Below are 14650 nucleotides of genomic sequence, written 5' to 3' on the forward strand. Positions count from 1 at the left end.
TCGCTACTTAATTCTTGTACTTAATTCTTCAACCTGTTCAAAAAATTCACATCCACCGAGTGGGTATTTCTATACATCATCACGATAATAGCCAGGCCCACACTCACTTCCGCAGCTGCTACCACCATAATAAAAAATACAAATATTTGTGCATCGCTGCCGGCAGTCGGCAACGTGGACACATGCGTATATAATTTCGAAAAAGCTACCAGTAATAAATTAGCCGCATTCAGCATTAATTCAATACACATGAAAATAATGATGGCATTTCTGCGTGTCAACACGCCGACTACGCCGATACAAAATAACGCTAAGGCTAAAAAAATGTAATAATTTATAGGCATATGCTATGTAATACTTTGCTTAAAGGTCGATGCAACGGGTTTAAAATATTGTTGTTGTATTAGTTCTTATCTAGGCTTCTTTTTTTGAAATTACCACCGCACCAATCATTGCACTTAAAAATAACACACTGCTTATTTCAAAGGGAAACACATAATCTGTAAATAATAATTTTCCTAAATTCTCAATCAAACCACCCGTGCCATTATTGGTTTCCATTAAATGACGTCCCTGCGCACTTTGTTTTAAAGCTGCAACCAATACAAGCATCAAACTGGCACCGGCAATGGTACCGCCGTATAGAATATATTTATTTTTTTGCGGTGGTGCAGACTCTTCATTTAAGTTCATCAGCATTACCACAAATAAAAACAGCACCATTATGGCGCCGGCATAAACAATGATATTTACAATGGCTAAAAACTGGGCATTCAGCAAAATATAATGGCCGGAAATTGCAAAAAATGTAATGATCAAAAATAAAATACTGTGCACCGGGCTTTTACTGGCGACTACCATAATGGCGCCGCCTACAGCCACTGCACTTAACAACCAAAATAAAATCTGTGTAATGCTCATTCTTTATAATTAACCTTTTTACAAACTACTATTTAACTGCAACCCTGCCACCTTTTGCTTTTGCATATGCTTCGGGTTCTGTTACGGGGTTTGGTATCAGCAAATCTTCTTTACCATAAATAAATCCCTTGCGTTGAAAATTAGCCGGGGCAAAAGTCTCACTTAAATAAATCGCATCCTTCGGGCAGGCCTCTTCGCACAATCCACAAAAAATACAACGCAGCATGTTGATTTCATACCTGGCTGCATATTTTTCTTCGCGGTATAAATTTTCTTCGCCGGCTTTTCTTTCTGCAGCTTCCATTGTTATGGCTTCCGCAGGACACGCTACTGCACATAAACCGCAGGCTGTACAATTTTCTCTTCCGGCCTCATCCCTGTTTAAAATGTGTAAACCCCTGAACACAGGACTGAATGGTCTCGTCTTTTCAGGATAGCTGATGGTGGGTGCCTTTTTAAACATATGGCCAAACGTAATAGACATGCCTTTGAAAATAGCAGGCAGATAAGCACGCTCCAACAATGTCATTGGCTTTCGATCTACCGTTTTGGCTCTGTTTGTTAATGCTTGCATATATTTCGTATTTACGGCAACACAAAAAGTTGCGCAAAGATATTTTAATGTTTAGTAATGCTGCTATTTTGTTGTAAAATATAAAATAACCGCTCCTGTAGCCAGCATGTTGAACAATGCCAGCGGTAATAAAACCTTCCAACCTAAATTCATCAACTGGTCATAGCGAAACCGCGGGATGGTCCATCTTACCCACATAAACAAAAACACAAAGAAAAATGCCTTGAATAAAAACATAAAAATGTGTGCTACCGCCATCCAGTTCTGCCCTATTTTTTCAACCATGTGACCATCATTCAAAAATGGAATATCATAGCCGCCAAAAAACAAACTCACCATTACCGAGCTGCTTACAAACATGTTAATGTATTCTGCAAAAAGATAAAAGCCGAGTTTCATAGAAGAATATTCTGTATGGTATCCGCCGATCAGTTCATTCTCTGCTTCGGCCAAGTCAAACGGGGTGCGGTTACATTCAGCAAACACACAAATCAGGAAAATTAAAAAACCCAGCGGTTGTTTGATCACATTCCAAACGCCGTCCATTTGCCCAACTACCATTAACCTAAGGCTAAGCGTTCCTGTTATCATCAGCAAAGCTATCAGCGCAATGCCCATGGCCAGTTCGTAACTGATAATTTGCGAAGCGGCTCTTAAACCACCCATTAAAGAAAACTTGTTGTTACTGGCCCAGCTACCAATCATAATACCATACACACCCATACTCACTACACCAAAAACATATAAAATACCAATATTGATGTCAGCAATCTGCAAATGAATTTCGCGGCCAAACAGGGTTACTGTATCGCCCCAGGGAATTACTGCACTCGTCATCATAGCTGTTAGCATGGCTAAGCTCGGACCAAGAATAAATAAAAATTTGGATGAAAAATTGGGGATGATTTCTTCTTTAAAAAACAATTTTAATCCATCTGCCAAAGGCTGTAATATACCAAAGGGACCAGCACGGTTGGGGCCAATCCTGTCCTGCATTACTGCTGCCACTTTACGTTCTGCAAAAGTAGCGTACATGGCAATCACCAGCGATGACATTACCACTACAATAATCAAAACCAGTTTCTCAATAATTAAAGGCAAATCAATGGATAATAACATAGCTGTTGTATAAATATTTTTTTGTCGTCTTTAGTTCCTCTTTGGTACATCGTTGTGTCACTCACTTGTACATTCAAAGCACTGTGCATCCCTTTCAATTCGCCGGTTTACTTACCCTCATCAAAAGTATCCGAATGTGCCGGGCCGTTTATTTCACTTAAATGAACTGTTGGCTTATTTACCTCACTTTCCGTATGGATATCCATCAGCAATCTCGGGCTTCGGCCGCCCAATACTTCCTGTATGGTTTCTTTTGGCATCACCAACCCTTCATATTTTCCCTGCGAAATTACAGAATGACGGTTGATCTTCGTAACCCCTTCAGTCACCCAGTCAGTCGTTTTCTTTTTATCAAAACGGCAGGTATTGCAAATCCAGCCTGGCTTTCCGTCATAGCTTTGCACCTCGCCCCACTGATCTTTACGGGCAGTAACCCTGAACACTTCATCCCCTCTTAACCACAGTGTAGTCTTGCCGCAACATTTCGGATTTTCACAATCGCGGTGGGCATCTACGGGCTTGGTAAACCAAACCCTGTTTTTAAACCGGAAAGTTTTATCAGTTAATGCGCCAACCGGGCAAACATCAATCATATTGCCACTAAAATCATTGTCAATGGCTTTTGAAATATAGGTGGATATTTCAGCATGTTCGCCCCTGTCTAATATACCATGGACACGTTTATCCGTCAACTGATCCGCCACATAAGTGCAGCGATAGCAAAGAATACAACGAGTCATATGCAGCTGGATATAAGGCCCGATATCTTCCTTTTCAAAAGTGCGTCTTTTAAACTCGTAGCGGGTTCCTTCTTTACCATGTTCATAGCCAAGATCCTGCAAATGGCACTCACCAGCCTGGTCGCAAATAGGGCAATCTAGCGGATGGTTTAGTAATAAAAATTCTACCACGCCAGCCCTTGCATCTTTTACTTTATCGCTGGTAATATTTTTTACAATCATGCCATCCATTACGGTGGTACGGCAACTGGCTACCAGCTTCGGCATTGGCCGCGGATCCGCGGTTGAACCTGCAGCTACCTCCACCAAACAGGTACGGCATTTTCCGCCACTGCCCTGCAGCTTGCTGTAATAGCACATGGCGGGAGGTGTAACATCGCCGCCAATAGTACGGGCGGCGTTTAATATTGTAGTACCGGGAGTTACCTCGATGGTGATGTTATCAATAGTGACTTTAAAATTCGCCGGTGGTTCTTTTTTTATTTCGTCAGCCATATTTTTAAATAAATGCTTTTAAATTAAGCGGTAACAGGTACATGAATCGGATCCGCGTAATGACGCAAACCGAAATTTTCAGTCAGGCATTTTTCAGGATTCAGTACATGCCATTCAAACTCATCCCTGAAATGACGGATCGCTGCCGCTACCGGCCAGGCTGCTGCATCTCCCAACGGGCAAATGGTGTTTCCTTCTATTTTTCGTTGAATGTCCCAAAGCAAGTCGATGTCTTTCATGTCACCTTTTCCGCTATCAATTTTCTTTAATATTCTTTCCATCCAGCCGGTTCCTTCACGGCACGGGCTGCATTGGCCGCAGCTTTCATGATGATAGAACCTTGCCAGCGTCATGGTATTCTTTACCACGCACTGGTCTTCATCCAGCACAATAAATCCACCGCTACCCATCATACTACCTGTGGCAAAACCGCCATCACTCAGGCTTTCGTAGTTCATCAGTCGCTTCTCGCCTTTGGCTGTTGTGAGTAATAAATTAGCAGGCAGAATAGGAACAGAAGAGCCTCCAGGAATGCAGGCTTTTAATTTTTTACCATTGGGTATACCTCCGCAATATTCATCACTAAAAATAAAATCTTCTACAGAGATGGTCATGTCAATTTCGTACACACCCGGTTTGTTGATGTTACCGCAGGCAGAAATTAATTTTGTACCTGTTGATTTTCCAACACCAATTTTTGCATATTCTTCGCCGCCTTCATTTATAATCGGTACCACGGCTGCTATCGTCTCTACATTGTTTACAACGGTTGGTCTTTCCCAAAGGCCTTTTATTGCCGGGAAAGGAGGTTTGATTCTTGGGTTGCCCCTTTTACCTTCCAGGCTTTCAATCAGGGCTGTTTCTTCTCCGCAGATATAAGCACCGGCGCCACGTTGCACATAAATCTCACAATCGAAACCGGTGCCCAAAATATTTTTTCCCAGAAAGCCATTTGCCTTTGCCTCATTAATTGCTTTTTCCAGGATATCGGGAATCCAGGCATATTCACCGCGTATGTAGATATAACTTACATTGCTGCCCAAAGCGAAAGATGATACCACCATTCCCTCAATCAGCAAATGGGGAATAAATTCCATTAGATACCTGTCTTTAAAAGTGCCGGGTTCGCTTTCATCCGCGTTTACTACCAGGTGCCTTGGCACACCTTCCGGCTTGGCAATAAAACTCCACTTCATCCCCGTTGGAAAACCAGCACCACCCCTGCCGCGCAAACCGCTTTTCTTCACTTCCTCCACAATTTCTGCCGGGGCCATTTTCAAGGCCTTTTCAACACTGCGGTATCCACCTTCACGGCGGTATACTTCGAAGCCTGTGATGCCAGAAACATTTGCCTTATCTAATAATAATTTTCTTGCCATAGCCCATTCCCCTTCAGGAGATTTGTTTATGATTGATTTATTGCTTTACTGAAATCTGATTCCCTGCCTTGAAAATAAAACCCAGCGCTTACTTTTCTTAATCCACACTTCCAGTACCCGTAGCTTGAAATTACTTGCGGCGCCTTTTAATGTTGCCTTATAGTCACCCAGGAAACGCACATTTGCCATATTGCCATTCATGGTTATGGTAATACTATCTTCCTTTATATCCTGGTAACTGATATACCCGCTTTCCAGGTCCTTTATCAAATCAGCTTTTGTTTGTATCCATCCGTTGCTGTGTCCGTAACTCAACGCCTTGTCTGTTTGTTGGTTAATGGCAACAGTGTTTTTATTGACCAATGCCAGGTGGAATTCTTTCAGAGTTGCAGTTAATTTTTCTTCATCGCCAATTTGTGAAAATCCGGAGAAGCAACTGGTGAACAACAATATGGTTAATAAAAATTTCAGTGTTTTAATTTATAATTTACCCTCTTTTATTTTTGTTCTTTATCATGATTAAACATCCAGTTAATCCCAAATTGATCTGTCAGCATTCCAAATCTTGCACCCCAAAAAGTATCCTGCAATTCCATTGTTATATTGGCCCCTTCGCTTAATGCTGCAAATGTTTTATCAATAGATGCAGGATCTTTAAAATTCAGGGAAAGACTGATATTGCTTCCGTTAGTAACTGCCATTTCCGGAGGACAATCACTTACCATCAGTGTCAACTGATCTGCCTGGAAGGCAGCATGCATAATTTTATTTTTCATGGCATCTGATGAAGGCGTGGGCGATTCACCAAATGTTTGCTGATGCAAAATTTTACCGTCCAGCGCCCTTGCATAAAATGCCAATGCCTCTGCAGCATTGCCATTAAAATTCAGGTATGGTACTATTGCTTCCATGATCATTTATTTTAGAATCAATTATTGATAGCCGCCTTTTGCCTGCACTCTTCAACAATCGCATCTACTTTTTCTTTTGTCAGGTGTTCCCTGTAGGTTTTACCCAATTGCATCATAGGCGCATAACCACACGCTCCCAAACATTCCACCGTTTTTAAAGTGAACAACCCGTCTGCAGTTGTTTCCCCAACACCAATATGCAGTTTTGATTTTATATAGTCGATGATGTTGTCACTGCCATTCACCATGCAGGGCCCCGTTTGGCAAACTTCAAATAAATATTTTCCTACCGGCTTTAAATTATACATGCTGTAAAAACTGGCCACTTCGTATACTTCAATCGGTTCAATCTGCAGCAGGGTTGCCACATAATCCATCACAGGCGTATCCAGCCAGCCACCGAACGTATCCTGCGCCATGTGCAGTACCGGCAGCAGGGCACTTTTTTGTTTGCCTTCGGGATAGCGCTTTATTATCTCGCTTACCTTGTCTAACTTCTCTTGTGAAAACTGCACATTCATAATTGCTAATTCTTAATTCATAATTATTTTACGCATCCAATTCGCCTGCAATTAAATTTAAACTGCTCATGGTAATCACAGCATCACTTAACATACCGCCTTTTACCAACTCTTCAAATGCCTGGTAATAAATAAAACATGGTCTGCGGAAATGGAGCCTGTAAGGTGTTCTGCCTCCGTCGCTGATGAGGTAAAAACCAAGCTCGCCGTTGGCGCCTTCAACTGAACTGTATAGCTCGCCAACCGGAATATCTGTTTCTCCCATGATGATTTTAAAATGATAGATCAGCGCTTCCATTTTGGTATATACATCCTTCTTCTCGGGCAAGTAATACGCAGGACTGTCAGCGTGAAATACCTCTGCTTCGGTACCCTTAAATTCTTTTACTTTATTATAAGCCTGCTGTATTAAACTGATACTTTGCCACATCTCATCATTGCGCACTAAAAAACGATCGTAACAATCACCAGTTTTTCCTACAGGAATGGTAAACTCAAAATCTTCGTAAGAGCTGTAGGGCGTATGCACCCTTACATCATAATCAACCCCCGCTGCCCTTAAGTTGGGGCCTGTAAATCCGTAGTTCAGCGCACGCTCAGCACTGATAGGGCCGCAACCAATCGTGCGCTCCATAAAGATGCGGTTACGGTTAAACAGCTTTTCAAATTCTCTTAACTGCACCGGATATTCTGCTAAAAATTTTTCTAACTTTTCAAAGGCAGTATTGGTGAAATTTCTTTCAAAACCACCTATACGGCCAATGTTGGTTGTAAGCCTCGATCCGCAAACTTCTTCATAAATTTCATAAATCAATTCCCTGTATTGCATCAGGTATAAAAATCCCGAAAAGGCGCCGCTATCAACACCAACAATAGAATTACAGATTAAGTGATCTGCAATTCTTGCCAGTTCCATGATGATGATGCGGAGATAATCCACCCGCTTTGGCAATGTAACTCCCAGCAATCTTTCGCAGGTAATATGCCAGCCCATATTGTTAATGGGAGAAGAGCAGTAGTTTAACCGGTCGGTCAACGGTGTGATCTGGTAAAGCGGTCTGCGCTCAGCCAGTTTTTCAAACGCCCTGTGTATATAACCTACTGTTGAAACAGATTTTAAAATACGTTCCCCATCCAGCTCAAGTATATTTTGAAATACGCCATGCGTGGCGGGGTGAGTAGGCCCAAGGTTAAGTGTGGTCGTTAATTTTTCAATACTTCCTTCCGGTAATAAAATGTGATCGCTCATACCCTGACCCAAACGGGCTTTTATTTTAATTTACAATTGTCGTTACCAAATTCAACTATCCCCTGCCAAACATTTCATCATCCTTATCAATACGCGTTTGGTCTTCCAGTGGAAATTCTTTTCTCATCGGAAAATAATCCATTTCATCCACGTTTAATATTCTTCTTAAATTAGGATGACCTTTAAAATTAACGCCGAAGAAATCATATGTTTCCCGTTCCATAAAATTGGCGGAAGCATATAATGCAGTTGCACTGAACACGTCAGGCGTATTGATATCTGTAAACACTTTCAGGCGCAAACGGATGTTATCACTAAGGTTATGGAGATGATATACTACTGCCAGTTCTGCACCTTTATTGGCTGGGTAATGCACTGCCTGCAAATCTGTTAAAAACTGAAATTTTAATTCAGGATCGTCGAATAAAAACTGTAGTATTTTTAAGTTAAGGTCTTTAGGGGCGGTAAAGGTTAGCATGCCATAAGGTTGTACCCAATCTGTTAGCTCTTCACCAAATTTATCTGTAAGTTTTTGCTGTATCAGTTCGTTTGTTAAGGACATGTAGCTTGTAGCTTAGACATTTATTGTAATTACCGGGGCCAAAGCTTGCCGGCAGTTGATAGTTTATTGTATTCCGTAACTTTCCAACAGGTCTTTGTATTTTTCACTGGTTCTTCTGCGCAAACTTTCCTGGCCAATCAGTTCCTGTATTTTTAAAAAGCCATCCAATATCGCTTCCGGCCTTGGCGGACATCCCGGCACATATACATCTACGGGTATAATTTGATCAATGCCTTGCAACACAGAGTACGTATCAAAAATCCCACCACTGCAGGCACAGGCTCCAACTGATAAAACCCAGCGGGGTTCGGCCATCTGCAGGTATACCTGGCGTAAAACAGGCCCCATTTTTTTTGAGATAGTGCCCATTACCATTAATAAATCGCACTGACGTGGAGAGAAGCTCATGCGCTCAGCGCCAAACCTGGCTATATCGTAATGACTGGCGGCTGTTGCCATAAATTCAATACCACAGCAAGAGGTAGCAAAAGGTAAAGGCCAGATAGAATTTTTGCGTGCAAGACCAACTACTTTCTCGAGCGAGGTAGCCATAAAACCATCCCCCATCATGCCTTCGGGAGGTTCAACTGTTTTAAGTTTTGCATTATATTGTACAGGACGCATAATCTTAATTTGAAAATTTAAAAGTTGCTCAATATAAAAATTGATGCCTGAAAAAGTAAACAATAAACGGGGAACAATGTTGCCATCTCCCAATCAAAATCTTTACACATTATTAATCTTCCCAATCCAGTGCTCCTTTTTTTATGATATAAATAAATCCTGCAATAAACAATCCTACAAACATCACTACTGCTCCAAAACCACTCCACCCCAAAGCCCTGAAATTAACCGCGTAAGGATAAAAAAAGATGACTTCCACATCAAATAACACAAACAGAATGGCTACCAAAAAATATTTAATGGCCATCGGCTGACGGGCATTTCCCTGTATTTCGATTCCACTTTCAAAATTTTGCAGCTTATCAGAAGTATGTCTTTTAGGACCAAAAAAATGTGTTAAGCCCATCATTGTAGCAATGAAGCCGATGGCAAACACTAATTGCAGTACAATCGGAAAATAATTACCCGCATTGTTAACTGCATTGGCTTGAAGAATAAAAAATTGCATATGGCAAAAATAAGGCAGCAGGAGCAAAAAACAATCTAAGCATTTAAAAAGAAAATCCCCCGTCAGCAAAATGACAGGGGATTGTATAATTTATAGTAATTATCCTAATTTTTTTTTGCTGGCTTAGCAGGTTTCGCTGGCGTTTTGGGCGGTGCCGCAGGCCTTGCCGGTTTCTGAAGGGCTTCTTTGTTACTTGCAGCTTCAGCGTCTGCCGGATCAAGAGATAAAATCTTATCACAGTACTCAATTGCTTTTGCATTGTCCTTCTTTACATTGGCGTAATACGCTACAAAGTATTTGTAACTGCCAATTACCTGAGGCTTATACTTAACACTATCCACCATGCCTACAGAAATTGTTTTTTCGAAGTCTGCATTTGCCAATGCCTGCGCCATAGTTGAATCAATACCCCATTTAGACTTTGCAGCCATATAATATCCAAAAGCGTCATCCGGAAATTTTTGACTGTACTGGTTAAACACATTTATTGCTGCATCGTAACTTCCTACCCGGAAGTAATTAAAACCTGCGTTGTATAAATCCACCTTACCCGGGGCACGTTTTACTGAAATAACCTTACTGTACCAGTCCGCTGCTTCTTTATATTTTTTCTGAGCTTCATAGCTGGCTGCCATAGATTTGAGGTAATTTACCTTGTTTGCTTCCAGGGTATCCAGGGCTACGGCTTTGTCTACATATTTGCCGGCAATAGAATCATTCCCGGGAAATTTCAACAGAACAGATGCATAGGTAGAATAGTCTCCCATTCCAATGATGCTGGTGTCGGCTGCCTGGAAATATTTTTCAAAAGAAGCTTTTGCGTTAACTGAATCTTTTAATTTATTGTAAGCGTATGCTTTAATACCAAATAATTTAGGATACGGAGTAGGATCGCTGCCGATACATTCATCTGCTTTTTTTACAGCGTCGGCAAACAATGCCTGTGCATATAAAATAGAAGCTCTTAAATAACAATTTTTGGGGTTGTCATCAGTATTGGCAAGAAATTTATCCAGGTATTGTGCAGACTTCGGAACATCTGTAGTATAATATAAATTGTACAAATTTTCGTAAACAGGTGCATAAGCCGGATCTTTCGCAATCGCTTCATTATAATACTTCATATAAATCTCTTCCTGATTTGCTCCCTGTGTTTGGTAAATTTTACCAATCCGGTAAGATGCCCGGGCATACTTTGGATTTAACGCCAGTGCCGCTTCGTAGGCAATCTGTGCCTGGCCGCCATCACCGGTTTTTTTGTATGCATCGCCCAGGTTAACATACACATCCGGGTCATTCATCTTTTTAACAGCGGTAGCTATTTTTAATTTGTCAATAGCATAGGCAGCATCTCCATCTTTCGCATTCACATTGGCAAACCCCACGGCATTTAACACCGGTACACTCTTACCCTGGGAAAGGCTGATGGCTGTTTCAAAATGATTCCTTGCATCCTGATCTTTGCCCTCAAGTAATTCAATGTGACCAATGCCTGCAAGCAGTAACGGGCTGTTACTGTTGGCGAGTAAAGTTTTTTGATATAGCGCTTTTGCGTCAGCTACCTCCTTTGCTGTTTTATCATCCGGCATTATCATGGTCTGCCCAAGCCAGTAGACAGCGTCAACATCATTGGGATTAGCCGAAACCAGCTTTTCAAAAGCAGCCTTGGCACTTTTGTATTTTTCGTAATACAATAAGTTTTTACCCTGATCAATCGTCTGTGCTTTTAAATTGACCGAAAGCATCAAAACAGCTAAAAGCAGCACTCCAGATTTCATTTTTTTCATTTGCGTTACAATTAAAACTTTACAATGATAATTAATTTTATACCTAATTGCCAAAAACCTTCTGTATTATTTTACTAATTTTTCATTAATCTTCACGCTCCTTATACCGAAGCCAATTTTGCTCGAACCAAGATAGGCTCTTTTAAAAATAAGCTGTCCTCTTTCAAATCGCATAAAATTAACAAACCCCATACCAAGCCCGTTGTGATTTTCCTTTAATACATAATACAACCCTCTTATCAACGGGTAACGCTTTGTCAGGATACCCATTTGATTAGGCTTAACATAAGGTGAATCCTCACATTGATCACACCTTACGTACGCAATTTTTACCTTCTTCAACAGGTTCAGTTGCGCTGTGTCTTCGGGGTTACCAATCCAACTGATGCCGACAAGCCCGATTGCGTTTACATCTGAAGCCACATAATTTAATACCTCCTGGCTGCTTCTAACGGCTTTTACAACACCAGTATCAAATACTTTGCCTTTTAGTATACTGTCAATTGCGAAGCGTACCGTGCTGGTAGCGCTGAGGCCATCAAATATTACCCGTTGCCTTTTACCCAATTTGCCCGCAAGCTGCTCCTGTAAACGTTTTACGGAAAAAAAAGTATCCGTGTTATTGGCATTTACCACTACTGCTACTGCATCTGTTGCTATCCTGTCGTACTGCGGCACATATCCCAGTGTATCAGCAAAATATTGCTCTTCTTTGCTGCTCAGCCCCCGCGTAACTATTACCAGCCTGGTGGCCGAATCGTTTAATATATCTTTCAGGCACTCCGCCTCCGGCTTATACTGCACATTAATAGTTGTATTGGGATAAGCAGATTCGAACACTTTGACCTCCTCATCAATCACCGGTTTAAATGATTCATCCACACTGATGTTAATCTTTCCAGAAATTGGGGTATCAAGCAATACTTTACTTTTCTTAGGCTGGCGGCAACCTTGTGCGGATAGTATGATACAAAGCAAAACGCACCAGGCTATGGCCGCCAGTTTAGATATTGTTACCGTCATTAGTTTACAAAATAGTTTTTTTTATATCCCCGGTAAATCCGGAAAGCACCATATACCCAGCAAACAACCGCAAAAATTTTGATCATAGTTGGATCATACTGATCAATAAAATGGGCGGTATATCGGGTGGGGAACATAAAAAAGAAACCTGCCAGCAGCATAAAGGCACCCATGCCGTAATTAGTGATGGAACGCATCCTGATCATCCCTTTTTGCCTTTCTGATAAAGGTTCGTTCTCAAATTCTTCCAGCGCCATAATTTATTAATAATTAGCAAGTTTTTAAATAAGTTGTCAAAAAGGGCCGGAAGGGCAAATTACAAAATTAATAAGGATAATTAGTCCGCAGGTACAAACTTTATCGGAATGGTAAAATTCACTGCTACGTTTTCTCCTTTTGCTTTACCGGGAACCCAATCGGGCATTTTTTTCAACACCCTTATTACTTCCCTGTTAAAAATGTCCCCACCATCTTTTACAACAGCAAACCGCTGTAGCTTGCCATCAAATCCTACCACAAAGCTTACATTTACACTCACCATTTCCCCTTCTTCCATTTCTTTAGGATTAACCAGGTTATGTTCTAAAAATTTGCGCAAGGCGTCAATACCGCCCGGGTAAGATGGTTGTACTTCGGGATGATCAACTGGAATTGTTTTATCTGCTACAGGTATTGCCACAGCGGCCGCTTCGCCTGTTCCTTCTGGAGCGGAAGGTGCTACAGGAATGTGTGCTGCCGGATCACCTGTAACATTTACACTGCTTATTCTGTCTTCCGGTGTAATTTCAGATAGTGTGTCTGTCTTAACATTATTTGCAACAATTGTTGGGGGCATTAATTTCTTTTGCGGTGCTACAGGTTGTTTTGGTTTGGGTAACTCCTTTGGAGGCTTCACATCTTCTTTGATTTGAGTTATTGTAGTCACAAACATTTCGGGTATCGCTGCACTACCGTGTTTCCTGTCAGGGATAAAAGTAAAAGCACATAAAAAAGTAGCTACGCCAAGTGTAATACCGATTGACTTAAACAGCCGGTGGTTATAAAACTTGCGCAGGGTATAGGCGCCATAAAGCTTATTTCTTTTGTCAAAAATAATGTCCAAAACATCCGTTTGCATGATAGTTTCGCTGTTCATTGTTGTTGGTTTTGATGTGATAGAAAAAAATTCAAAACCGGCGCCGTTCAAACTAAGATGCTGCCTGTCATCAATTCCATAATGCCATCAGCAACACCAGTAACTATTATCTAAAAACCAAGCAACTATATTTGCGCATGAAAATTTTGATGGTATGTCTTGGTAATATTTGCCGCAGCCCCCTCGCTGAAGGAATATTATTACAAAAAATAAAAACAGCGGGATTGGATTGGTTTGTTGACAGCGCTGGTACTAACGGCTTTCATGTAAATGAAGCGCCCCATTATCTTTCGCAACGGGTAGCAAAAAGAAGAGGCATTGATATCAGCAAACAATTGTGCCGCCGCTTTGTGCCGGAAGACTTTGCCCGCTTTGATAAAATTTATGCAATGGCTGCTGATGTGTTGGATGAAATGAAAAAGATCAGCGGTGATAAATATGAAGCTGAGAAAGCAGACCTGTTGCTAAATGTAGTGCACCCCGGACAAAATCTTGAAGTCCCCGACCCATGGTATGGGCCTGAAGCTGGTTACGAGGAAGTGTTCGTCCTGATAGATGAAGCCTGCAATGAGCTTGTTAAAACTAACAGCATCAAAAAGTAATGCTAATGCCATTGTTGCAAAGGATTTGCGTTGCCATCTCATTATGAAGATCTGGTACGCACAACTTTGCTTCAGCAGATTAACCGGCCACTCCATATTTTTGAACTATTTTTGCCACCCGTAAAAACTATATAATTTTAACCCATTATGGCCAAACCATCTATCCCCCAGGGCACCCGGGACTTTTCAGCAGATACCGTTCGCAAACGCAATTATATTTTCAACACCATCCGCAACGTATTTGAATTATATGGGTTTGAACCATTGGAAACACCCGCGATGGAAAACCTGGATACACTCATGGGCAAGTATGGTGAAGAAGGAGATAAACTAATTTTTAAAATTCTCAATAACGGCATCAGCGACCCGAAAAATATTGATAAATCAAAAGCTGGTTTTGAAAAAGTATTGGAAGGAAAAAGCAGCAGTGACCTTACTGAACGGGCACTGAAGTATGACCTTACCATTCCCTTTGCGAGACATGTGGCCATGAATCACGG

Annotated in this window: 18 protein-coding genes and 1 pseudogene; 2 read left to right on the plus strand and 17 right to left on the minus strand. The window is 41.3% G+C overall.

The genetic code is table 11. The features are described from left to right. Positions 1 to 20 precede the first annotated feature (20 nt). The 17 genes from nuoK to JWR61_RS18570 all read right to left on the minus strand — a co-directional run bounded on the left by nuoK (position 21) and on the right by JWR61_RS18570 (position 13548). A complete protein-coding gene (nuoK, locus tag JWR61_RS18490) occupies positions 21 to 344 on the minus strand; it encodes an NADH-quinone oxidoreductase subunit NuoK (RefSeq protein ID WP_290335699.1) in 324 nt (107 codons plus the stop codon). 70 nt (positions 345 to 414) lie between these two features. Beyond that, the gene (locus JWR61_RS18495) at positions 415 to 921 is read right to left on the minus strand and encodes an NADH-quinone oxidoreductase subunit J (protein ID WP_290335698.1); all 507 of its coding nucleotides are present in this window, start codon (positions 919 to 921) and stop codon (positions 415 to 417) included. A 28-nt stretch (positions 922 to 949) separates the two neighbouring features. Next, positions 950 to 1495, minus strand: coding sequence for an NADH-quinone oxidoreductase subunit I (locus JWR61_RS18500; RefSeq protein ID WP_290335697.1), 546 nt, complete (start codon positions 1493 to 1495; stop codon positions 950 to 952). A gap of 63 nt (positions 1496 to 1558) precedes the next feature. Beyond that, positions 1559 to 2614, minus strand: a complete 1056-nt coding sequence (nuoH, locus tag JWR61_RS18505) for an NADH-quinone oxidoreductase subunit NuoH (RefSeq protein WP_290335695.1) — start codon at positions 2612 to 2614, stop codon at positions 1559 to 1561. A 107-nt stretch (positions 2615 to 2721) separates the two neighbouring features. Then, positions 2722 to 3849, minus strand: a complete 1128-nt coding sequence (locus JWR61_RS18510) for a 2Fe-2S iron-sulfur cluster-binding protein (RefSeq protein WP_301929220.1) — start codon at positions 3847 to 3849, stop codon at positions 2722 to 2724. A gap of 23 nt (positions 3850 to 3872) precedes the next feature. After that, complete coding sequence (nuoF, locus tag JWR61_RS18515; protein WP_301929221.1) at positions 3873 to 5228, minus strand: NADH-quinone oxidoreductase subunit NuoF; 1356 nt, start codon at positions 5226 to 5228, stop codon at positions 3873 to 3875. 45 nt (positions 5229 to 5273) lie between these two features. Then, positions 5274 to 5675, minus strand: coding sequence for a nuclear transport factor 2 family protein (locus JWR61_RS18520; protein ID WP_301929222.1), 402 nt, complete (start codon positions 5673 to 5675; stop codon positions 5274 to 5276). A gap of 50 nt (positions 5676 to 5725) precedes the next feature. Further along, positions 5726 to 6139: a VOC family protein gene (locus JWR61_RS18525; RefSeq protein WP_301929223.1), complete on the minus strand. Its 414-nt coding sequence runs from the start codon at positions 6137 to 6139 to the stop codon at positions 5726 to 5728. 17 nt (positions 6140 to 6156) lie between these two features. Next, positions 6157 to 6660, minus strand: a complete 504-nt coding sequence (gene nuoE / locus JWR61_RS18530) for an NAD(P)H-dependent oxidoreductase subunit E (protein ID WP_301929224.1) — start codon at positions 6658 to 6660, stop codon at positions 6157 to 6159. 28 nt (positions 6661 to 6688) lie between these two features. After that, positions 6689 to 7909 carry an NADH-quinone oxidoreductase subunit D gene (locus tag JWR61_RS18535; protein WP_301929225.1) on the minus strand — a complete coding sequence of 407 codons (1221 nt, stop codon included), beginning with the start codon at positions 7907 to 7909 and terminating at the stop codon, positions 6689 to 6691. Positions 7910 to 7964: 55 nt separating this feature from the next. Next, positions 7965 to 8471, minus strand: coding sequence for an NADH-quinone oxidoreductase subunit C (locus JWR61_RS18540; RefSeq protein ID WP_301929226.1), 507 nt, complete (start codon positions 8469 to 8471; stop codon positions 7965 to 7967). A 63-nt stretch (positions 8472 to 8534) separates the two neighbouring features. Then, positions 8535 to 9095, minus strand: coding sequence for an NADH-quinone oxidoreductase subunit B (locus JWR61_RS18545; RefSeq protein ID WP_290335686.1), 561 nt, complete (start codon positions 9093 to 9095; stop codon positions 8535 to 8537). A gap of 112 nt (positions 9096 to 9207) precedes the next feature. Then, positions 9208 to 9603 (minus strand): NADH-quinone oxidoreductase subunit A, encoded by a 396-nt coding sequence (locus JWR61_RS18550; RefSeq protein ID WP_290335685.1) that lies wholly within the window; start codon positions 9601 to 9603, stop codon positions 9208 to 9210. Between the two features lie 104 nt (positions 9604 to 9707). Continuing rightward, complete coding sequence (locus JWR61_RS18555) at positions 9708 to 11390, minus strand: tetratricopeptide repeat protein (RefSeq protein ID WP_301929227.1); 1683 nt, start codon at positions 11388 to 11390, stop codon at positions 9708 to 9710. Between the two features lie 66 nt (positions 11391 to 11456). After that, positions 11457 to 12413 (minus strand): PstS family phosphate ABC transporter substrate-binding protein, encoded by a 957-nt coding sequence (locus tag JWR61_RS18560; RefSeq protein ID WP_301929228.1) that lies wholly within the window; start codon positions 12411 to 12413, stop codon positions 11457 to 11459. After that, on the minus strand, positions 12413 to 12670 hold the full coding sequence (locus JWR61_RS18565; protein WP_290335682.1) for a hypothetical protein: 258 nt from the start codon (positions 12668 to 12670) through the stop codon (positions 12413 to 12415). Before JWR61_RS18565 ends, JWR61_RS18560 begins: the two co-directional genes overlap by 1 nt. 80 nt (positions 12671 to 12750) lie before the next feature. Next, positions 12751 to 13548 carry an energy transducer TonB gene (locus tag JWR61_RS18570; protein WP_301929229.1) on the minus strand — a complete coding sequence of 266 codons (798 nt, stop codon included), beginning with the start codon at positions 13546 to 13548 and terminating at the stop codon, positions 12751 to 12753. 137 nt (positions 13549 to 13685) lie between these two features. Here JWR61_RS18570 and JWR61_RS18575 point away from each other — a divergent pair, with 137 nt between their 5' ends. Then, positions 13686 to 14150: a low molecular weight protein-tyrosine-phosphatase gene (locus tag JWR61_RS18575; RefSeq protein WP_301929230.1), complete on the plus strand. Its 465-nt coding sequence runs from the start codon at positions 13686 to 13688 to the stop codon at positions 14148 to 14150. Positions 14151 to 14297: 147 nt separating this feature from the next. Next, a pseudogene (locus tag JWR61_RS18580) lies at positions 14298 to 14650 on the plus strand (ATP phosphoribosyltransferase regulatory subunit); the annotation flags it as partial.

The sequence above is a fragment of the Ferruginibacter sp. genome, assembly GCF_028288465.1.
In the GTDB taxonomy this organism is placed as follows: Bacteria; Bacteroidota; Bacteroidia; order Chitinophagales; family Chitinophagaceae; genus Ferruginibacter.

Coding starts and splice junctions, on each gene's coding strand:
- JWR61_RS18500 (WP_290335697.1), bottom strand. CDS start 1,495: ATGCAAGCATTAACAAACAGAGCCAAAACGGTAGATCGAAAGCCAATG.
- JWR61_RS18575 (WP_301929230.1), top strand. CDS start 13,686: ATGAAAATTTTGATGGTATGTCTTGGTAATATTTGCCGCAGCCCCCTC.
- JWR61_RS18555 (WP_301929227.1), bottom strand. CDS start 11,390: ATGAAAAAAATGAAATCTGGAGTGCTGCTTTTAGCTGTTTTGATGCTT.
- JWR61_RS18540 (WP_301929226.1), bottom strand. CDS start 8,471: ATGTCCTTAACAAACGAACTGATACAGCAAAAACTTACAGATAAATTT.
- JWR61_RS18545 (WP_290335686.1), bottom strand. CDS start 9,095: ATGCGTCCTGTACAATATAATGCAAAACTTAAAACAGTTGAACCTCCC.
- JWR61_RS18570 (WP_301929229.1), bottom strand. CDS start 13,548: ATGAACAGCGAAACTATCATGCAAACGGATGTTTTGGACATTATTTTT.
- JWR61_RS18510 (WP_301929220.1), bottom strand. CDS start 3,849: ATGGCTGACGAAATAAAAAAAGAACCACCGGCGAATTTTAAAGTCACT.
- nuoE (WP_301929224.1), bottom strand. CDS start 6,660: ATGAATGTGCAGTTTTCACAAGAGAAGTTAGACAAGGTAAGCGAGATA.
- nuoH (WP_290335695.1), bottom strand. CDS start 2,614: ATGTTATTATCCATTGATTTGCCTTTAATTATTGAGAAACTGGTTTTG.
- nuoF (WP_301929221.1), bottom strand. CDS start 5,228: ATGGCAAGAAAATTATTATTAGATAAGGCAAATGTTTCTGGCATCACA.
- JWR61_RS18525 (WP_301929223.1), bottom strand. CDS start 6,139: ATGGAAGCAATAGTACCATACCTGAATTTTAATGGCAATGCTGCAGAG.
- JWR61_RS18565 (WP_290335682.1), bottom strand. CDS start 12,670: ATGGCGCTGGAAGAATTTGAGAACGAACCTTTATCAGAAAGGCAAAAA.
- nuoK (WP_290335699.1), bottom strand. CDS start 344: ATGCCTATAAATTATTACATTTTTTTAGCCTTAGCGTTATTTTGTATC.
- JWR61_RS18560 (WP_301929228.1), bottom strand. CDS start 12,413: ATGACGGTAACAATATCTAAACTGGCGGCCATAGCCTGGTGCGTTTTG.
- JWR61_RS18535 (WP_301929225.1), bottom strand. CDS start 7,909: ATGAGCGATCACATTTTATTACCGGAAGGAAGTATTGAAAAATTAACG.
- JWR61_RS18495 (WP_290335698.1), bottom strand. CDS start 921: ATGAGCATTACACAGATTTTATTTTGGTTGTTAAGTGCAGTGGCTGTA.
- JWR61_RS18550 (WP_290335685.1), bottom strand. CDS start 9,603: ATGCAATTTTTTATTCTTCAAGCCAATGCAGTTAACAATGCGGGTAAT.